This is a genomic window from Anaerostipes faecis (genome assembly GCF_910574135.1).
GTDB lineage: Bacteria > Bacillota > Clostridia > Lachnospirales > Lachnospiraceae > Anaerostipes > Anaerostipes hominis.
Genome location: NZ_CAJSYK010000010.1, coordinates 91,919 through 112,468, shown reverse-complemented (window position 1 = coordinate 112,468; position 20,550 = coordinate 91,919). Strand labels below are relative to the sequence as shown.

Below are 20,550 nucleotides of genomic sequence, written 5' to 3'. Positions count from 1 at the left end.
ATATCGGGTTTCTGTCCGTAGGGCTACGATTTCGCTATCCCTTCTTCTCGCCCACACCTCACGATGCAAACCTTGGGAGTCGCTTACAAGTTCGTCGGTAGCTACGCCTATGTGGACTTGCACCACAGAACACGGACATGCCCGTCATACTTAACAAAAGCGCATGCTCTTGTCATGCGCTTTTATTAATCACTGAAAAAGCTCTCAATCGGCCCCTGTTTTTTCTATACTGCTTTAACAACAATCCTTCATGGTCTTTCCTTCGCCGCACAGTCCTTCAAAGTCTTTTGTGAATGCGCCTACTGCGGCGGTTACAGCGTCATTTTTGATCAGTCCCTCTATGACATCCGGCGCGATGGTTGCAGCACCGATCCCATAGGCACAGAGTTCCAATACCTGCTGCGAATTCTTGAAGCTGGCAGCCAGCACTTCTGTTTTAAGCCCATTGTTCTGAAAAATATCGTGAATCTTCTTCACCGTCTCAATTCCATCGGCCCCCAGATTATCGATACGGTTTACATATGGCGCTGCATAAGCGGCGCCTGCCTTTGCCGCTAAAAATGCCTGCATCGGAGTATAAATGGCCGTGGCCGTTATCTTTACCCCTTTGGCAGACAGAAGTTTCATTGCCTTTAATCCTTCCCTTGTAGTGGGGACTTTAATATATGTATTCTCTCCAAGTCGTTTTTGCATTTCTTTTGCTTCTGTGACCATATCTTCGGCACTCTTTGAGACAACCTGCACGTGAAGGTCCGCATCTTTTCCGATAAATTCACGAATTTCACCAAGCACCTCATATGGAGGCCGTTTGCTCTTGGCTAAGATGGACGGGTTGGTAGTTACCCCTTCCACAGGAAAATACTCATATAAGTTTTTAATAGCTTCCACATCTGCATCATCAATAATAAATTTCATCTTGTTCTCCTTTATTTAAATTTCCATGATCGTATTGCTTACACCGCCCTGTCTTGCCCAGCTCTCAAATTCTCTCATCTGTGATTTGGAATACATCTCTGGATTTTCGGCAAAACAGAACTCTTTGCCAATTAAATGATACTTGGCTTCCGCCAGGGGGTTATAGTTTAGAATTTCATATGAAACATCGGGATATATCCTGCTGATATATCCGGCAATTTTCGTAAGATTATCTCTGTACGCGGTAAGGCCCGGGATCATCGGTGTCCGTATGATGACCTGGTCTTTCTTTTCCGATTCCAGCAGATACCTTATATTTTCTTTGATCTTCGGATTTGGTACTCCCACGTACTTTATGTGTCTTTCCCCATCCATTATTTTAAAATCTGCAAAGATCAGATCCAGATACGGCAAAAGTTTTCCAAGTACCTCCTGTTCTGCATACAGGGAAGTCTCTATCGCAGTATGAATTCCTTCTTTTTTGCACTGCTCCAGTATTTCCAGTGCAAACTCCCATTGAAGCAGCGGCTCTCCTCCTGACAAAGTGACTCCGCCGCCATGCCTGTAAAATACCATGTCTTTTCTGATCTCTTCCATCACTTCTTTCACGCTGTACTCCCTGGAATCCATGGCGATAGCACCTGACGGGCACAATTCTGCAAGATATTCCCAGTCTTCCGACGCGTCAATATTCATGAGCATCGTATCTCCCCTGCATTTCATTCCGCCGTTCACGCTTTTTGCCGCACACATTTTACAGTGTATGCACCGGTTCTCAAAATATAGCGGACGCCGCCTTAATGAAATCCCCTCCGGGTTCTGACACCACACACAGGACAGGGGACAGCCTTTGAAAAAGACCGTCGTCCGGATACCGTCCCCGTCATGGGTTGAAAATCTGCGGATGTCAAAGATTGTTCCTTTCATATCATATGTCTCCGTAGCTGGTGCGGGCGATGATCTCATTCTGAAGTTCATCTGCAAGTTCTGTGAAATATGCGGTATATCCGGCCACCCGGACCGTAAGGCCCCTGTACTGCTCCGGATTTTTCTTTGCTGCTATGAGATCCTCTCTCCGCACAACATTAAACTGTATATGAGGGATTTCCAGGTCTACAAAGCTTCGCAGAAACCCGGCAAATTTTCGGATACCGGATTCGTTTTTAAAAAATTCAGGCAGAAATTTCATATTCAGCAGCCCTCCGTTTGTGGTAAGATTTTTATCCAGTTTTGATACGGATTTCAGGACCGCCGTCGGACCTTTCATATCTCTTCCATAAACCGGAGACATACCGCCGTCGGCAAGAGGCTCTCCTGCGTAGCGTCCGTCCGGTGACGCCCCGACATTTTCCCCCATGGGTACATGGGCTGAGACTGTATACATTCCCGTGTGGTATGGACCTCCGCGGTAGTTTTTAAATGTGCGCAGACGGTTTTTAAAATATTCGGCCCATTTTGTACCCATGGCGTCCACCCAGTCCACGTCGTTTCCGTACTTAGGCACTTTATTTAAGAGCATGGTCCTCATGACCTCATCTCCTTCAAAGTTTGTCTTTAATGCATGGAGCAGTCTTTCCGGCTCAATTTTCTTATCATCATAGACCATCTGTTTTACTGCCGCCAGGCTGTCTGCAAGATTTGCCACCTGGATCATCTGGATACCGGATAAGTTGTATTTTGCTCCTCCTGCTGTCACGTCTATTCCTCTTTCCATACAGTCGTCGATTGATGCTGAGAGAAACGGAGACGGCAGCAGGTCGATGTGTGCCTTCTCTACCTCCTCACAGGCCAGGATCATTTTGTCCATGAAATAATCGATCTGTTTTTGGAATGCATCTTCCAGTTCCTCAAACGTTTCATAAGTCTCAAGGCTTCCGTAATCAGGAGCGATCTTCTCTCCTGTGAGCAGACAGATTCCGCCGGTCATTGCGGCTTCCAGCGCCTTATTCAGATTAAACATGGCAGAATCGCTCCATCCGAGGTTATTTCCCTGTGTCGTCAGCTCCACGCATCCAACGATGGCATAATCCATGGCATCTTTTTCTTCGATCCCAAGCTCCATGACGGATGGGATCACTGCTTTGTCATTAAAAAACTGAGGCATTCCGCTGCCCTTTGACACGACACGGACCGCTTCAAATAGAAGATCATCCCCTGTGCCCTCGTGGAGCCTCACGGAAAGGTTCGGCTGAGGAAGTCCAAGGTGTTTCTGGGCCTCCAGGAATAAAAACGAAAGATCATTGGAATAATCATTTCCATGCTCATCCTGGCCTCCGACAGCTATATTAAACCCGATCGGAAATCCTGCGAAATATTTTGCACCGTGAGAATTTCTCATATAAACGATCTCATTGAATTTGAGCCACATACATTCGATGATTTCGAGTGCATCCTGTTTTGTGATTCTTTCTTCTTTTATGTCATTCTCATAGTAAGAGATCAGGTGGCGGTCCAGACGCCCCGGTGAAAATGAAGAAGCATTGGATTCCATCTGCAGAACCACAAACAAAAACCATATAGACTGCACCGCTTCATGAAAGGTCTCTGCCGGATGCTGACTCAGCTTTTTGCAGTTTTTTGCCACACAGATCATAGATTCTTTCTTGGCTTCATCGTCCTGATCTTCTGAAAGCTCCATCATCAGGTCATGATAGCGCAGCATAAAGTTTCTGACGCCTTCCATCACCAGAACGACACTTTCGTAGAAATTTCTCTGCTCCTCACTGCAGGATGTAAGTTTCTCTCTTGCCTGTTCCTGAAGTCCTGCCGGACCAAGCTTCAGCCATGTCACGCAGTTAGGGCAGATATGCCCCTGGGCATGGTCCTTTTGGTTAATCTTCACTACTTTTGATATCTCGTTTATTTCTTTTCCATATCTCTCATTTAGGACATCTTCCAGAGACTTTCCTTCCCAGTAAGGTTTAATCTCTTTTCTGAATGTTTCAATGTCTTCCGGATGGACATGGAACTTATCCTGCGGCCTTGTGGGAAGAGTCTCAAACTCCTTATCCACCCATGTGCTTCCGCTTTCCGGAAAGACCACCCCATAGCGGACTCCTGCCGTGCGGTTGCCCACAATCAGTTCCTCCGGTTCTGCACTGATCTTAATCTTCTCCAATGATGCTTTTAATGCCAGCGCTCTCTGAATGATCCTCGGCTGATCCTCATGTCGTTTGTAGCTGTCCGTTATAATGAGTGCCTGCTCAATGGAAGCATACCTTGGTTCCGATAACATTTTATCTTTTAAGTATTTTACTCTGTCTGTCTGAAAAACACCCTCCATATACTGCTCCTTCCCTGTTTTGTTCTATATATTTAAATTTATTGTTTTATATTATTATATATTATTTATTATTGTTTTGCAAGACATAATGCAAATTTAGTGTATTAAAAAATTTTTCTTCGTACTATCTTTGTCCACTGCTGATTCGTTATATATAATAAGTGGATAAGTATTTTAAAGTTCCAGCAATGAGAAAGGAGGAAAATTATGAATTTGGAAGAAAGGATGAAAAGGTATAAAGAAACCGTACAGGCAGAACTGCATGAGGAAAGAATACAAGAAACAATCCGCAAATCAAAAACTGCCTTTTTAACGGCAGAACGGAAAAGAGTGCTGTCTTACCGTGAATTTTTATGGATACAGACAAAAATCATACAAAAAAAGTGGTGGGTTCTCCAGTTCTTACTTCTAGTGACATTGTGGATTCTTTTAACCTCTGTAACCGATGAAATATACGCAAAAAAAAGTATGGGGGTAATGGCGTCACTGTTTGTAATACTTATGATTCCTGAACTATGGAAAAACAGGTCATATGAGTGTATGGAAATAGAAGCTGCTTCTTACTATTCTCTGAAACAAGTATATGCGGCACGTATGCTGTTATTTGGCATTATAGATACCTTTCTGATTACTGTATTTTGCGGGACTGCTGCAGCGGGACTGCATTTTGGGGTGTCAGAGCTGGTCATTCAATTTCTTTTTCCATTGAGCATCACTGCCTGTATTTGTTTTGGTATATTATGCAGCAAATATTGTTTCAGTGAAACGGCAGCAATCATTTTATGTATTATATGGAGCGCCGTATGGCTGTTTATCATTTTAAATGAAAGTCTATATAAAATCGTTGCTGTTCCGATCTGGTTTACTTTATTGGGATTTGCAATTCTCTTCCTTGTCTTTGCTGTCTGCCGTATTTTAAAAAGTTGTAATAAATATTTGGAGGTGCCGCTTGATGAAATTAGAACTTGATCATTTAACAAAAAAATTTGGAGATTTTACTGCTGTAAACCATATAAATCTCACTATGAAAAACGGAGTATATGGTCTGTTGGGAGTAAACGGAGCAGGAAAAACTACGTTAATGAGAATGCTGTGTACCTTGCTGAAACCTACAAGCGGAACGATCCGCTGTGACGGCAGAGATATTTTCAAAATGGACAGCGAATACCGCAGATTATTAGGATACTTGCCGCAGGAATTTGGGTTTTACCCACAATTTTCGGTGCAGGATTATTTGCTTTATATTGCAGCATTAAAAGGAATCCCTCCGGCTGCCGCAAAAGAGCGGGTAAAGGAATTACTTTTTAAAGTAGGGCTTTCAAAGGCAGCGCATAAAAAAATGAAAAAATTATCCGGCGGCATGAAACGCAGGGCAGGGATTGCACAGGCAATGCTGAATAATCCAAAAATCCTCATACTTGATGAGCCCACGGCAGGGCTTGACCCAAATGAAAGGATTCGTTTCCGAAACTTAATCAGTGAACTCTCAGAGCAAAGACTGGTTCTTCTGTCTACTCACATTGTTTCTGATATTGAATATATAGCCAATGAAATCTGGCTGATGAAAGACGGAGAGCTCATGCACAAAGGATCTGCAGATGAAATCATAAACTCTATGCCGGAAACAGTATGGGAATGTTTTGTAGAAAAGAATATGGTCTCTGATTTTATAAAAAAGTACAGGATTTCCAATATGAAAACAGAACCGGACGGAATTATTTTGCGCATTATTTCTCAGGAAAGGCCGTTTACAAATGCCAAATGTGTAAAAGCATCATTAGAGGATGTATTTTTATATTACTTTGGAGAAAAGGCAGGTGATGAAAATGCTGCGATTTGAACTGAAAAAAATATTTTCTAAGTTTAAAAACAGGATAGCCGTTCTGGTTTTATTGGTGACCCTCATTCTAACCAGTATTCTGACAATTAACAAAGTTGAGTATATTGATGATAACGGAAACAGCTCGACTGGAATCTCAGCGGCAAAAAACCTTAGAACAGCCCAGAACAAATGGGCAGGTGATCTTACCGAGGATGTCCTTCAAAAGGTGCTGGAGAAAAATAAGAAAATTAAAAATTCCAAAGAAGCATTGTCAGATGACCTGCTGGAACAGGATAAAGCATTTGCAAAAATGCAGGATATTACCGGCATTCTTGATGTTATTAATTGTGCATTCAGTGAATATAGAGATTACGACGGTTTTGCGGCTGACCATGTTTCCGGCAGGGATATGAAAAATATTTACAAAAAAAGAATTTCTGCTTTAAAAGAATATCTTGATTCGGGAAAAGAAACTTTTACGGATGAACAAAAAAAATTTTTGATACGGCAATATAAAAACCTGGAAACACCTTTTCACTATGAATATATAGACGGATGGAGCGCATTGCTGCAGAACATATCCACATTTATTCTGATTTTAGCGTTAATCATTGGTTTTTTGGTATCCGGTATTTTTTCAGATGAGTTTCAGACAAAGGCAGATTCTATTTTCTTTTCAGCCAAATTAGGAAGAAGTAAAGGGATTTTATCAAAGATGTGGGCGGGATTTTTAATTACCACGGTTTTTTATGTTGTTTTTGTGTTTTTATATACTCTGACTGTACTTTTCGTATTGGGCACAGACGGTGCAAATTGCCCTATTCAGCTGGACATGTGGAGAAGTGTTTATAATATTTCTTTTCTGCAGGCATATCTATTTATTGCAGCAGGCGGTTATATTGGTACGCTGTTTGCTTCCATACTTGCTATGCTTGTATCGGCAATCACACGTTCGACTCCAACAGCCGTCATTGTGCCGTTCATTGTACTGTGTGCGCTTCCTTTTTTAAGCAGGATCATTACATTGCCGGGAGTGTGTTCTTTCTTTCCGGATCAGTTATTAGAAATATATATAGATATTAAAGAATCCGGACTTGTGGAATTAGGAGGAAAAGTCATGACCACAGCAGCCGTTATCATTCCTGTATATGCGGTCATATGCTTAATTCTTCAGCCTGTATTATACAGGATCTATCAAAAAGCAGAGACAAGATAGATAAAACGGTATAAAAGGGGGCGGCTTTACGAAAGCCGCCCTTGTTTTTGTTTAAAGTTCCTTCACCATTTTTTCCAGCTTCGTAATGATTGCCTCTGCCTTCTTCACAGCATCACTGACTCCTACTTTGACCTTTGGAATATTTTCAAATCTGTCCTCATCCTTGATCGGCATATCCTTCGTAAGGATCACCGCATCCGTTCCGATCAGATCTTCCGGTGTAATCTGGTTCTCTATCCCGATAGACCCCTGTGTCTCCACTTTAATCTCGATCCCATGTTTCCTGGCCGCTTTCTCCAGCGCCTCCGCTGACATATAGGTATGTGCCACCCCTGACGGGCATGCCGTAACCGCTAAAAATTTCATGATAGAATACCTCCTCTAGATTTTCTGATGTTCTTTATTCAAATGAAAGATCAATGTCTAAATCCCCTTCGTCTGTGCCTGCTGCCTCTTCTGTAATATCCTTCTTCAGCAGAATCATCAGCCCCGCAGTCACTCCGACGGCAATGGCAAGGGATACAAGAAATCCAATTGGATTTCCAAGGACAGGAATCATAATCAGGCCGGACCAGGCAACAGGATTTGTAATATTGAACAGATAACCCACGGCTCCGCCTACAGCCGAACCGATCATGGTCGATGGAATGACACGCAGCGGGTCGTTGGCCGCAAACGGAATAGCTCCCTCAGTAATCCCTACACAGCCCATGGCAACTGCACTCTTTGCTGCTTCTCTCTCTTCCTGGGTAAACTTTTTCTTTGCTAAAAATGCTGCCAGAGCACATCCAAGCGGCGGTGCTGTCATTGTCACAGCCATAGGCCCTGCATATGTATACACGCCGGCACTTACCGTAGCCACGCCAAAGGTATATGCTACCTTATTAAATGGTCCGCCAAAGTCAAAGCCTGCTAGCAGTCCGCATACTGCACCTAAAATTACTTTATTCCCATTTCCCAAATGCTCCATAACCTTTGTCATTCCGTCCATAATTCCTGCGATCGGTGCTCCAAGGACATACTGCATAAATCCCATGGTTACTAAAGAACCGACGATCGGAATGATCATGATGGGCATGATGGAGCTCAATGCTTTCGGCACTTTGATCTTTTTTAAATAGTAGCATACAATTCCGCCAAGAAGTCCTGTTACGATTCCTCCCAGGAATCCGGCTCCGACACTGATGGAGATCATTCCTCCAACAAATCCGGGACAAATACCCGCACGGTCTGCGATGGATGCCGCAATATATGCTGACAAAACCGGTACCATCAAATTCAGCGCGGTAGAACCAAAGTTCCATAAAGTTGCCATCCAGGTCCCTTCCGGCGGAACACCTCCCTGCCCGTATGCCATGACGGCAACTGCCATTAAAATACCTCCGGTCACTACAAACGGAATCATATGGGACACTCCGTTCATCAGATGTTTTCTTGTATCTTTAAAAATACCTGCAAGTTCGTTCATCTTCTCTCTCCTCCTTATAGTATCAGTTCCAACACTTCTTTTTCATTGGTTACATTCATGAGCTGCTCTCTGAAGTCATCATGGATGATCTTTCTTGACAATTTCGCCAGAATCTCCAGATGCTTATCTCCCTGTCCCGGGTCCGGAACTGCGATCTGAAAGACCATCTGGACTTTTTCATTCGCCCACTGCACCGGGTCTTTCAGCCTTGCAAATGCCAGAGACGGTTCCTTTACATGGACCGATTTCGCATGGGGTGTGGCGATCAGAAATCCTATACTTGTCGGCGCTCCCTCCTCTCTCTTTATAACATCCGCCACATATGCCGCCCTGTCATTCAAACGTCCCTGTTCTTCCATTACTCCGGCAATCTTAGAGACTGTTTCTTCCGGTGACGCCGCTTCCAGGTCAAATACGATCAGTCCTTCATTTATTAATTCCATAGTTCTTTACTCCTTTTGCTTCTTCTGCCGCTTTTAGCATGTCTTCACAGCATTGCTTTACTGTCTTTCCTTTAAGAAACAATCCCGATGTTCCTCCGGTTAAGATGTCTGCCCCGGCTTTTACCGCTCTCGGAATCGTATCCTGATTGATGTTGCCGTCTGCCTGAATCTTCGTCTTCAGTCCTGCATCGTTCAGCATCGTCCTCATCTGCCTGATGTGACCGAGGGCCCCCTCCTGCATCTTTTGTCCTGAAAACCCGGGGTCGACTGTGAGTTTTAAGATCCAGGCCGCTTCACCTGCCAGTGTGATGAAATTCTCCCCCGGGGGTGTCGTGGATTTATATGCCAATACCGGCTGGACACCCGCTTTCCTGATCTGTTCAAGCACCCTGAGAGGTTCTTTCATCGCCTCATAGTGTACCGCTATGTAATCTGCTCCCGCATCGGCATACATGCCGATATAGCGCTCTGGCTCATAAGCGGCCAGATGAGCTTCTATGGGGAGGCTGGTTATGCCTCTCATCTGTTTTAAGAGTGTTTCCGATAATATGAAACAATCATTAAACCTTCCATCCACCATATCATAGTGAAAAAACGAGATTCCCGCTTCCTCGGCTTCCTCTACGGCATCTGCCAGATGACACAGATCCATGCAGGAAACAGATGCAGAAACCATAAGTTCCTTTTCCGCTGCTCTTTTCATAGCTTTCCTTTCTTTTTATTATTTATCCTTGTTTATTATTATTTTATATTTATTTATATTATTATTCAATATCTCTTTTGTTCTCTTTTTGCAGTTGTATATCTGCAAAAACGCTGCACTGCACCGAGGCAAAACCAAAAATTGCGGGTAAACAACTGCAGTTTATGACATAGCGTTCAGTCTCTCTTCATTATATAAAAAAAGAAAGTGCCCAAAAGACACCTTCTTAATCCGAATTCATCATGATAATATTCTTGATCTCTTCTTTATTACCCGCTTTCCTTATGAGTTTTGCCGCATTCTTTTCCATCGTCATTTCGTAAAATGTTTCAAAAAATGCTCTGGTGGACTGAATGTCTTCAAAATTCAGCGCCAGTAAAAATATCACATCCACGCTTCCCTCATCCCACTCAACTTTATGGTCCGTCTTTATGATCGCCACAGCCGGCTTTTCAACGAGATTTGCCATGCCATGTGGAACCGCAACGCCTCCTCCCAGCACGGATACGCTGATCTCTTCCCTTCTCAGTACATCCTCATAAAAGCCGTCCTTTACATAGCCCCCGTCCTGCAGCTTTCTGCACACCTTATGTAACAGGGCTTTTTTCGTCAATGTCCCCGACTCCAGAAAAATCAGTTCGTCCTCCATCAAATTCTTAATGGTCCATCGTTTTTCCAGATTCTTTTTCTCTTCTTTCATCTCATGACAAATTTTCTTGATCCTGAAGACATCCTGCTCTCCCACAAGCGGAGTCGTGTAAACCACATAAGGGTGTTTGATCTTCAATGAGGGAACCGTGGTGATCACAAGGTCATACTGACTCTCATCGATCATGACTCCTGCATTTGCCGGGAGTACAGATGTAACATTGATATCCATAATCTTATGTTCGATCTTCCTGGTAATGATCTGAGCGATCCCCACTCCGCCGCTGCCGATAACGACTGTATTGATGTCCCTCTTATTCTGAACCATGGCCCCGCCAAAGAGAATTGCCATATATGAGATCTCATCTTCCGTCGGAAATGCGCCCACAAGGCTTTCATATTCTTTGCTTGCCGTAAAACAGGCTGAAAATATGGCTGAGGACGTCCTCTTTATCTCTTCCAGAAAAGGATTTTTAATCTCAAACCCAAACTTTACTCTTATGAAGGAACTGTTCAGAAATAAGGCTGTACTTGTCTTTAGCAGAGGATCTTCCCTGAAATCTCTCCCCACGATGGAAGAAATGTACTGAATCATGTTCTGGGCGGCGTCTTCGATATCTATCTCTTTTTCGATCAGAAATTTTTTATTAACAATGCGGCTGCTGTTCTGTACTTCCGCTCCGAGAAGCAGAAGATATAGATACAATCCCTCCCTCGGGTCAATGTTCATCCGGAATTGTCTGTTCAGAAGTCCTGTGAGTATGTCGGTCCAGTCGGCGATCTCCTCTACCAGTGTAAGTCTGCTGATCATAGACTCTTCCAGACAATGTCCTCCTCTCAGCCGATTCATCTGACTGCTCGTATATTCGGCCAGCATACAAAATGTATAATCATTAAACTGCATGCCGATCTGTCTCTCCAGCTGCTGAATACAGGAAATTACCTTATCGGCTGTGCTCTTTCTGTACTGAGATAAAAATCTTGCATATGTCACCGGATCGATTCTGTAATCCGGCACTGTGGCTGACTTCGGAGCCTCCTCCAGATAAACTTTCTGATTTTGGCATACCAGAACTTTTCTCAGGTCAAATTCCCGGCCCTGTATGACAATTCCTTTTCCCACGATCTGCCTGATACATACTCTGTCCGGCTCTAAAATCTTATTTGCCTTCTCGATATCTGTGCGGATCGTGGATTTGGAGACAAACAGCTCCTCCGCAAACAAAGACGCCGTGTAAGGCTCCCCATTTTCAATCAGAGTCCTGACAATATAGCGCATCCGGTATTTTCTTGTTTCGCAGGGGATCAGGTCTTTCGGAAATAAGTGTTCCAATTCTTTTCTGTGCAGCCCTGCCTGAAGACAGACCCCTCTTCCCCTCCGGCGGACAAGCTGATATCCATTCTCTTCACAAAATTCAGCTGCCTCTTTCATATAATTATGTACACTCCGCTCAGAAATCTCCAGCATCCCTGCAATTCTCTCATAGGTGATAAAATCATCATCCTGATGGATCAGCACTTTCATTATTTTTTGTGCAGTCTTGGAAAGCATAGGAACTCCTTTTTATTACTTTTTATTACTATTTATTGATATATATTATTTATTATTTTAGACTTTCCTATGATTTCTGTCAACGCTCACTTAAAGACATCCCTTCCACTATCAGTAAAAACCACTGAAAAAGGCCAGAAAATATCCTGTATTTTCTGGCCTTCCCATATCACTCTTTTATTATTCTGTTGGTTTCAGGTTTTTCAGTGAAATATCCAGGATCGGAGCCGAATGGGTCAATGCCCCGGAAGATACGAAATCCACTCCAATCTCTTTGATCTTCTTTAACCGTTCCTTAGTCACATTGCCGGAACACTCTGTGAGAGCACGACTTCCGATGATTTTAACTGCTTCCTTCATCATTTCATCCGACATGTTGTCCAGCATAATAATATCTGCACCTGCCTCCAGGGCGTCATTCACCATGGCAAGATTTTCGGTCTCTACTTCAATCTTCCGCACAAATGGAGCATAGGCTCTTGCCGCATAGACTGCCTCCCGGACCCCTCCGGCAGCGCCGATGTGGTTGTCTTTCAGCATCACCCCGTCAGAGAGATTATAACGGTGATTCTTGCCGCCTCCGACCGTTACCGCATATTTCTCAAACGGACGCATATTCGGTGTTGTCTTTCTCGTATCCAGAAGCTGTGTGGAGGAACCTTCTAATTCTTTTACGAGGGAATTGGTAAACGTTGCGATCCCGCTCATTCTCTGAAGATAATTCAGCGCCGTCCTCTCTCCTGACAGCAGGACCCGGATGTCTCCTCTGAGCACTCCCATAAGCTGACCGGCTTTGATCTCGTCTCCATCACTCAGCTTTGTCTCGAAAATTACGTGTTCATCCAGAAGTGTGAATACGCGGTGAAACACTTCCAGGCCTGCGACAATTCCGTCTTCTTTACAAATCAGTTCAACCTGTCCCTGTCTCGGCTTCGGCATGACAGCGTTGGTGCTGACATCCTCTCCGGTGATGTCCTCTTTTAATGCGTTCAGCAGATACTCATCAATGTTTACCGCCATTGTTACACCATTTATCATAGAAATCCCCATCCTTTCTTTTGATCTCTTCCAGCACAAGACGTTTGTTCTCCTCCTGAATACCGAAAATATCATGATACTTTGCTAAATCAACCTGGCATTCTGAAGGCTTTTTTGGTGCCTTTGCAATATCCTCGGCGGATTCCAGGGCAAAAACAAGAGATTCCAGCAGAGAATTGCTTGCCAGCCGATTCTTTCCATGGACTCCATTGCAGCTGGTTTCTCCCACTGCATATAAATCCTCCATGGATGTACGGCTTCTTAAATCTACCTTGATTCCTCCCATAAAATAATGCTGTGCGGGAGTCACCGGAATCCATTCCTTCGTCATGTCATATCCTTCTTCCAGGCACTGCTTATAAATGTTAGGAAATCTTTGTCTGATCCGCTCTCCGTCCAGATGAGTCACAGACAGCCGCACATAATCGGTCCTATCTTTCTCCATCTGCTCACGGATGGCCGCGGTCACAATATCTCTGGGCAGCAGCTCATCTATAAACCGTTCCCCGTCTTTATTGTATAAATAGGCTCCTTCCCCTCTGACAGACTCCGAGATCAAAAAGCTCCTGCCCGGCTTGTCAGAATAAAAAGTAGTCGGATGAATCTGTATGTAATTGATATTCTGGATCTCCACGTTATGGCGCAGGCAGATTGCCAACCCATCTGCGGTGAGATGTCTGTAATTGGTGGAATGTCTGAACAGTCCTCCCATTCCTCCCGTTGCGAGTACGGTCTTTCCTGCATAGATGCAGTCCACATCTCCTTTGGATGTCACATAGACAACTCCCCGGCAGGCCCCTTTTTCCTCAATCAGGTCGATCATCGTAGAGTGAGTAAGGATCTCAATGTTATCCCGCCGTTTCACTTCCTCATAGAGCTTGCCCGTAATTTCTTTTCCTGTCACATCATCATGATGAAGAATCCGGAAAATGGAATGTCCCCCCTCCCGGGTATACTCAGTCTCCCCATCTCTCTGATCAAACTGAACACCGAATCCGATAAGCTCATGGATGATTTCCCTGGAACGGGTGATCATCTTATCCACGGCTGCTCTGTCATTTTCATAGTGTCCGGCCTTCATGGTGTCTTCAAAGTACAAGTCGTAATCTTCTTCATTGCGCAGTGCGGAAATTCCTCCCTGCGCCAGAAAGGAATCACTTTCCTCTACTTCTGTCTTGGTAATCATAATGACTCTGTAATCTTTTGGAAGGAACAGAGCGTGAAACAATCCCGCAGCGCCGGTTCCAACCACAATTACATCTGCTGATCTCATAATTAAAAATAATCCTTTCCCCCGGATAAACGGCTGCTTTTTATCTACTGAGCAATACGCAGCATCTTATCCAACGCTTTCTTTGCGTCAAGACGCAGTGTCTCATCCAATTCCACCTGATTTTTCATATCTCTGAGTGTGTCTCTGACATTTTCAAGGGTGATCCTCTTCATGTTCGGACAGAACTGTCTGTGTCCCACAGAATAAAATGTCTTATTCGGATTCTTCTGCTTAAGTTCGTATAATACCCCCATCTCTGTACAGATGATAAACTTGTCCGCATCAGATGCAGTGGCATAATCGATGATCCCGGATGTGCTCCCTACATAGTCGGCCAGTTCCACTACATCCATCGTACACTCAGGATGTACAAGGATCTCTGCATCCGGATGTGCTTCCTTGGCTTTCTTAACATTGTCTGCGGTAATGCTTGTATGTACATGACAGAATCCGTCATTGTAAATAAAGTTCTTCTCCGGTATTTTTGATCCGATATATCTTCCCAGGTTTTCATCTGGAATAAAGAAAATATTCTTCTGAGGCAGAGCCTTTACAATCTTCATGGCATTGGAAGATGTCACACAGACATCCGAATAAGACTTGATCTCTGCCGTGGAATTTATATAACAGACCACTGCCAGATCATCATACTCTTCTCTTACTTTCCGGATCTTGTCCAAGTCTACCATATGGGCCATCGGACAGTCAGCCAGCTGGTCCGGCATGATCACAGTCCTGTCAGGATTCAGGATCTTTGCACTTTCTCCCATAAAGCTTACACCGGCAAAACAAATCACATCTTTCGACTCATTCAGCGCTACCTTTGCGAGGTAATACGAATCCCCAACATAATCCGCAATTGCCTGTACAGCATCATCTACATAATAATGGGCCAATAAGACCGCATTTCTTTCTCTTTTTAAATCTTCAATCTCTTTTGCGAGGTTGTCCATCCTTTTCCTCCTTAGCAAGGGAATTATCCCAACTGATATGATTCCATATTAAGATTAAATATACCACTTTGATCAATTGTTATCAAGTATTTAGAGGGAGTTTCCGGCATAAATGCTTAACTTATAACAACAAAATACTTAAAACAGCATCCTTATCAACGCCGCCGATTCCGTTGATAAAGATGCTGTCTTCTTAGAGATTATGAATACAAAATTCTTTCAATTCCTCTTCTGCCTTTTTCTCATCCGCACCATCTATGATAAAGGTTACTACTTCATGCTGATGAGCCCTGAGTGTCAGAAGAGATATCATATTTTTGGCATTCGCTCTCTGAGATCCCTTTTCCAGAGTTATTTTGCTCTGGTACGTCCGCGCCTTCTCCACCAGCAGTACAGCCGGACGCGCATGGATCCCAACGGGTGACTGCACCTCAAAATCAAACTGCTTCATCTTTTTCCTCCCTGATCATACCTGGACAGATTCACCTCTCAGCCTTTCGATTTCTTCCGCGATCCGTTTTGCAAATGAGAAGGACTGTTTCATTGCAAAGCTTTTGATCCTGACGGGATTTGAGAACAAAGAAATCTGTTTCTCCCGGCCATCCCGGAGTTTGATCAAAACCTTCAGGTATTGAATCGTACCCGCCTCTTTTGCCTTGATCTTATGTTCCAGTTCTTCAAGAGACATAAAAGGTCTGTAATCGATCCGACACCTGCTGATCCAATCCAGCGAATAAAACTCCGGCTCTGAAACCTGCTTTTGGTTAATGCGGTTATTGAGAAGGCAGACCTTTCTGTTTTTCTCATCCATCAAAATATAATTCCCGATCCGCCCTGTAATTTCAAAGTCCTCTGAAAGTTCACTCTTCCTTTCGCACAACTCCCTGATTTCACCATAACTTTTCTTTGCGATCGTCTCTGTAAAATAGTTGCTGGCCTTTTCATAACATTCTTTGCAGATATACCCTTCCGCATATCGAAATTTCTTAAACATTCCCAAAGGTGCATCACAGATATCACATGTCCCCATTTCCAAATCACCCTTTCTGCTCACGGAGCACTTCTGACAGCGCCCCATATATCTTTTTATACTTCTGGTATTTGATTTCATAAAGCCCCGCATTATATTTTCTTGGGTTAAAACATTTTTTAATCCGAACGGTCCTGCCAACCATCTGCTCAAGTGTTACGTCCTGCCCTGCAGCTGCGGCTGCCATGAGCGCTATGCCATATCCCGCTCCGGTCCCGCTTTCCAGCTGTTCTACTCTCGTATTCAGGACATCCGCAAGAATCTGCATCCATACTTCATTTTTGGAGCCTCCGCCGGTCACTTTCAGATTCTGAAGCGCAGTCCGTCCAACGTGCATGACTTCTGTAAGCTGTCTCACACCAAAACAAATCCCTTCCATGACTGCAGCCGTTATCTCCTGTCTTGCAGTTTCAGTTCCGATGCCGATCAAAGCTCCCCTCAGAGCCGGGTCTCCATAGATCGTCTTGTCACCTGCAAGGTGCGGATAAAAGATCAGATTGTTTTCTCCGAGTTTTGAAAGATCCACTCCGTCAGTCTCAGCGGAAAAATCATCTGTTTTAAGAATCTGTCTGACCCACCAGCCAAAACTGCTTCCCGATGACTGTACCACACCCTGGACCAGAATCACGGTGTTTTCACCATCCACAGAAAACATAATATTTTTTCCTTTTGCCCCAAACTCTATCTTTTCCTTCGGGAACATCAGGACACCGGATGTTCCAAGCGAAAGGACCGGATACATATTGGAAAAGCATCCTGTGGATATGGCTGCTGCCGGATTATCTCCGGTGCCGACAATCACTTTTACCTGCTTTTTGAAGCCGAATTTTCGCCTCCAGACTTCGGCCACATATCCTGCCGTCTCTCCGCTTCCTTTTACCTTTGGATAAATGTCCTCCGGAAACCCTAAGATTTTCCGGATCTCCGAAGACCATGTTCCTGTCTTTAAATCAAATAGAGAAGAAGTGGATGCCTCACAATAATCAGTCTGACACTGCCCCGTAAGCCGAAAAACGATATAATCCGGTCCGATCAAAAATGTCTTCATCTTCTGAAAATGTTCCGGTTCATTTTTCTTCAGCCACAGCAGGTTAATTGCCGGGCTTCCGGTGGAAATGATATTGGAGATATAGGAAACTTCCGGGACCTTATAGATCTTTTCTTTTGTTTCCTTTACAAGATCCATGGTCCTTGTGTCATTCCACATCAATGCCGGGCGTATAGGCGCTCCGTCCCATCCAAGAAATACTGCGGTATGCATCTGTCCCGTGACACCAATGGCTCCGATGTGCTCCGGATCTTCTCCTGAAAGAAGTTCCGCCATGGCTTCTTCCACCGCATTCATCCAGATTTCGGGATCAATCTCCTTCCATCCCGGTTTTGGCTGTGAAATTTCATACTCTCTGCTGCTTTCTCTCCTGATCTCTCCCGCTCCGTCGATCAGCGTCAGCTTTGCAGAAGAAGTCCCTATATCAATTCCAATATACTGTTCCATTTGCTATTCTCCAAATCTGAGGATCACTTTATATGTATCCGGTTTCATTGCCGCCTCAATGGCTTTGCCAAAGTCCCGGTAATCAAAAATCTGTTCCGTCAGAACGGTTGGGTCGATCAGCCCTTTTCCAATCAGCTGTACCGCCTGGTGGAAAGATGTAATGGTCGGACTAACGGCGCCTGTGACTGTCTTCTGGTAAGAATGCACGGCTCCCATATCTACCGGCACCGGATTGTTTGGATGCATGGAGCTGAACATGACGCTCATGCCTCCGGGGGAAGTCATTTCCACAGCCTGAGCCGCAATGGCCGGGATCGCTGTCGTATTGAATACCACCTGGGCACCTCTGCCGCCGGTGAGTTTTTTTACCTTTTCAGCGGCATCCTCCGCCATCGGATCGATTACATCGTCACATCCAAGCTTCTGCGCCCTGTCTCTTCGCTCCTTAAGCGGCTCACTTAAAATCACTCTGGCTCCCTTTAATTTGGCAAGCATTACGTGAAGCATGCCCATGGTACCGCCTCCGATGACAGCCACATCATCTCCAAACTGAATATTTGTACGGGTGATACTGTTGACTACACATGCCAAAGGCTCGGTAAATGCCATTTTTTCAAACGATGTACTGTCCGGATATACAAACAGGTCTTCTGCTTTTGCCACAACAAATTCTGCAAATCCGCCGTATCCTGACAATCCGTCCGGGTTTGTGAAAATTTTGCTCTTCGGATGTTCTTCACAGATGTTTTCTTCCCCATGCTTGCAGAAGAAACATTCCCTGCAGTCGTCAATGATATATTGGACCACTTTCTGTCCCTTAGAGAAACGTTTCTTATTGACTCCGCTTCCAAGTTCCTCGATCACTCCACAGTACTCATGTCCGCCGATCCTTGGGTAGCTGTAACTGCAGTCTCCATTAAAGTCCCGTACATCGTTGGTACAGATGCCGGAATCCTTGATCCGGATCAGCACCTCGCCTTCTTTTAACTCCGGTAATTCAATCTCTTTGACGGCAAAATCTTTTGGTTGATTTAATATGATTGCTTTCATCTTTCTCACTCTTTCTGAACTTAATATGCCAGGATTCCGGTGGCTCCGCCTACCACACCGATTACAACGATCAGCCCGATGATTTTCAGTGAAGACCATCTTCTCTTGTTCATCAGATAGTAAACGAGCATGGTCACTGCAAGCGGAAGGATGCTTGGACAGATTGCGTCCAGAAAGCTCGTCTGAATGTCATAAGTAGATGTGGAACTTACCACTTTAAGTCCGCAGCTTGCCTTTACATAGTTGACCACCAGGCCGCCCATTACCATGCATCCCATGATGGAAGCACCTTTGATCAATTTATTGAGGATTCCCTTTTCAAGGAAGTCCATGATTGCCTCACTTCCGGCTTTATAGCCGAACATAAAGTTCCAGTAACTCAGGCCATATGCGGCTGCAATAATCACAACTGCGTATATGATGGCTCCCCATATATTTCCGCTTCCGGAACGGGTTAAGTCGATACATACCGCTAAAAGAATCGGGATTACCACGCCCTGCCAGATGGTATCACCCATACCGGCTAAAGGCCCCATCAGAGAAGTTTTTAAGTTCGTGATAAATTCATCGGGTATCTCTTCACCCATGGCCTTTTGTTCTTCCAGGGCAACCGCCATACCAAGGATACATGCACCGAACTCAATATGTACATTGAAGAATTCAATTTCCCGTTTCATGACCTCTTTGCGCTTTGCCGGGTTATCTTTATACAGGAAATTAATGATTGCCGAAAACATGTGGGCAACAACCTGCCCCATCATTCTTTCATAGTTATAGCATGTCTGGGGAAATGTCTCCCAAATGAACCAGGCTTTAATCAAGGCGGCCTTTGGGATCAAACTTTTCTTTTTATTTTCCATCTTAGTCGTCCTCCTCATCATCTTCATCATCAATAACTGCTGCTTCTGCCGGTTCCATAGCAGAGGTGACCTGAACGTATACAACTGCCACGAGCAATGCGATGATACCCAATGTCAGTAATGGAAGCTTTGAGTATACAGCCAATAAGAACCCTGCAAACAGAAATACTTTTGATTCCCCTTTGAAGATGTACTGCAGTGTAATCGCGATTCCGAGTGCAGGCATTAAACCACCAATGATCTGGAAGACAGTCAGTACTTTTCCGCTTAACATATTCAGGATTCCCTGGATATAGTTAGACCCAAAGTATGCGGCGAGAGCACACGGGATTGCCGTCATGAGAAAACACATGATCTGAGGAAATAAGACATTTGCCCGCCAGATTTTGTTATACTGTTCTTTTTCTATATACTTATCTGCAATATGTACAAAGAAGCAGTCAAAGGTCATACGTCCTGCCCAGACAATCGTTCCAAGAATACCGATCGGTACTGCCAGCGCCAAAGCGGTATCGGTGTCCAAACCGCCGACGATCGCATAGGCTGTTCCCAAGACTCCTGCCAGTCCCATATCTGCAGGCATACTTCCTCCCGCCGACATGAATCCCAAATAAACTAAGTTAATGGTTGCACCGATCACGGCTCCCTGTACCGGATGGCCCAGAATTAAGCCGGTGATCATACCGCAGACCAGCGGTCTCTGTAAGGACCAAAGGCCTACAAACGGCAGGTTTCCAACTGCCAGCCAGTAAACAACCCCGCATAAGGCTGCCTGTATGATGGTCATCTTTTCCATATATA

The 20,550-nt window shown here is 44.4% G+C and carries 20 protein-coding genes; 3 read left to right on the top strand and 17 right to left on the bottom strand.

Features of this window, described 5'->3' with window-relative positions; translation table 11 throughout:
• Positions 1-234: 234 nt before the first annotated feature.
• The 3 genes from QGT46_RS08805 to QGT46_RS08795 are packed head-to-tail and all read right to left on the bottom strand — an operon-like array spanning position 235 to position 4,198.
• Positions 235-915, bottom strand: coding sequence for a transaldolase family protein (locus QGT46_RS08805; RefSeq protein WP_024726478.1), 681 nt, complete (start codon positions 913-915; stop codon positions 235-237).
• A gap of 15 nt (positions 916-930) precedes the next feature.
• Positions 931-1,842, bottom strand: a complete 912-nt coding sequence (locus QGT46_RS08800) for a glycyl-radical enzyme activating protein (RefSeq protein WP_024726477.1) — start codon at positions 1,840-1,842, stop codon at positions 931-933.
• Position 1,843: 1 nt separating this feature from the next.
• Positions 1,844-4,198 (bottom strand): glycyl radical protein, encoded by a 2,355-nt coding sequence (locus QGT46_RS08795; protein WP_148459446.1) that lies wholly within the window; start codon positions 4,196-4,198, stop codon positions 1,844-1,846.
• Positions 4,199-4,405: 207 nt separating this feature from the next.
• On the opposite strand from QGT46_RS08795, the gene QGT46_RS08790 reads away from it, so the two are divergent.
• Genes QGT46_RS08790 through QGT46_RS08780 form a run of 3 tightly spaced genes read left to right on the top strand, consistent with a single transcriptional unit; the run spans position 4,406 to position 7,236 of the window.
• On the top strand, positions 4,406-5,167 hold the full coding sequence (locus QGT46_RS08790) for a hypothetical protein (protein ID WP_024726474.1): 762 nt from the start codon (positions 4,406-4,408) through the stop codon (positions 5,165-5,167).
• A complete protein-coding gene (locus QGT46_RS08785; protein ID WP_024726473.1) occupies positions 5,151-6,038 on the top strand; it encodes an ABC transporter ATP-binding protein in 888 nt (295 codons plus the stop codon). The genes QGT46_RS08790 and QGT46_RS08785 overlap by 17 nt, the downstream gene beginning before the upstream one ends.
• Positions 6,025-7,236 carry an ABC transporter permease gene (locus tag QGT46_RS08780; protein WP_148459447.1) on the top strand — a complete coding sequence of 404 codons (1,212 nt, stop codon included), beginning with the start codon at positions 6,025-6,027 and terminating at the stop codon, positions 7,234-7,236. The genes QGT46_RS08785 and QGT46_RS08780 overlap by 14 nt, the downstream gene beginning before the upstream one ends.
• 51 nt (positions 7,237-7,287) lie before the next feature.
• Here QGT46_RS08780 and QGT46_RS08775 read toward each other — a convergent pair whose 3' ends face one another.
• The 14 genes from QGT46_RS08775 to QGT46_RS08710 all read right to left on the bottom strand — a co-directional run bounded on the left by QGT46_RS08775 (position 7,288) and on the right by QGT46_RS08710 (position 20,545).
• The gene (locus QGT46_RS08775; RefSeq protein ID WP_024726471.1) at positions 7,288-7,602 is read right to left on the bottom strand and encodes a PTS fructose-like transporter subunit IIB; all 315 of its coding nucleotides are present in this window, start codon (positions 7,600-7,602) and stop codon (positions 7,288-7,290) included.
• Positions 7,603-7,636: 34 nt separating this feature from the next.
• Positions 7,637-8,704, bottom strand: a complete 1,068-nt coding sequence (locus QGT46_RS08770) for a PTS fructose transporter subunit IIC (protein ID WP_148459448.1) — start codon at positions 8,702-8,704, stop codon at positions 7,637-7,639.
• A gap of 14 nt (positions 8,705-8,718) precedes the next feature.
• The gene (locus QGT46_RS08765; protein ID WP_148459449.1) at positions 8,719-9,147 is read right to left on the bottom strand and encodes a PTS sugar transporter subunit IIA; all 429 of its coding nucleotides are present in this window, start codon (positions 9,145-9,147) and stop codon (positions 8,719-8,721) included.
• Positions 9,131-9,850, bottom strand: coding sequence for a ribulose-phosphate 3-epimerase (locus tag QGT46_RS08760; RefSeq protein WP_148459450.1), 720 nt, complete (start codon positions 9,848-9,850; stop codon positions 9,131-9,133). The genes QGT46_RS08765 and QGT46_RS08760 overlap by 17 nt, the downstream gene beginning before the upstream one ends.
• A gap of 226 nt (positions 9,851-10,076) precedes the next feature.
• Entirely contained in the window at positions 10,077-12,050 is a 1,974-nt protein-coding gene (locus QGT46_RS08755) for a BglG family transcription antiterminator (protein ID WP_148459451.1), read from the bottom strand.
• 180 nt (positions 12,051-12,230) lie between these two features.
• A complete protein-coding gene (nadC, locus tag QGT46_RS08750) occupies positions 12,231-13,085 on the bottom strand; it encodes a carboxylating nicotinate-nucleotide diphosphorylase (RefSeq protein WP_334300622.1) in 855 nt (284 codons plus the stop codon).
• The gene (locus QGT46_RS08745; RefSeq protein WP_148459452.1) at positions 13,054-14,361 is read right to left on the bottom strand and encodes an L-aspartate oxidase; all 1,308 of its coding nucleotides are present in this window, start codon (positions 14,359-14,361) and stop codon (positions 13,054-13,056) included. The genes nadC and QGT46_RS08745 overlap by 32 nt, the downstream gene beginning before the upstream one ends.
• Before the next feature lie 44 nt (positions 14,362-14,405).
• On the bottom strand, positions 14,406-15,314 hold the full coding sequence (gene nadA, locus QGT46_RS08740) for a quinolinate synthase NadA (RefSeq protein WP_024726465.1): 909 nt from the start codon (positions 15,312-15,314) through the stop codon (positions 14,406-14,408).
• A 193-nt stretch (positions 15,315-15,507) separates the two neighbouring features.
• A complete protein-coding gene (locus tag QGT46_RS08735) occupies positions 15,508-15,765 on the bottom strand; it encodes an HPr family phosphocarrier protein (RefSeq protein ID WP_024726464.1) in 258 nt (85 codons plus the stop codon).
• A gap of 15 nt (positions 15,766-15,780) precedes the next feature.
• Entirely contained in the window at positions 15,781-16,344 is a 564-nt protein-coding gene (locus QGT46_RS08730; RefSeq protein ID WP_148459453.1) for a DUF4428 domain-containing protein, read from the bottom strand.
• A 7-nt stretch (positions 16,345-16,351) separates the two neighbouring features.
• On the bottom strand, positions 16,352-17,839 hold the full coding sequence (locus QGT46_RS08725) for a xylulokinase (RefSeq protein ID WP_148459454.1): 1,488 nt from the start codon (positions 17,837-17,839) through the stop codon (positions 16,352-16,354).
• A gap of 3 nt (positions 17,840-17,842) precedes the next feature.
• Positions 17,843-18,889: a zinc-dependent alcohol dehydrogenase gene (locus QGT46_RS08720; protein WP_148459455.1), complete on the bottom strand. Its 1,047-nt coding sequence runs from the start codon at positions 18,887-18,889 to the stop codon at positions 17,843-17,845.
• 20 nt (positions 18,890-18,909) lie between these two features.
• Positions 18,910-19,749 carry a PTS system mannose/fructose/sorbose family transporter subunit IID gene (locus QGT46_RS08715; protein ID WP_024726460.1) on the bottom strand — a complete coding sequence of 280 codons (840 nt, stop codon included), beginning with the start codon at positions 19,747-19,749 and terminating at the stop codon, positions 18,910-18,912.
• 1 nt (position 19,750) lies between these two features.
• On the bottom strand, positions 19,751-20,545 hold the full coding sequence (locus QGT46_RS08710; RefSeq protein ID WP_034548805.1) for a PTS mannose/fructose/sorbose/N-acetylgalactosamine transporter subunit IIC: 795 nt from the start codon (positions 20,543-20,545) through the stop codon (positions 19,751-19,753).
• Positions 20,546-20,550 lie beyond the last annotated feature (5 nt).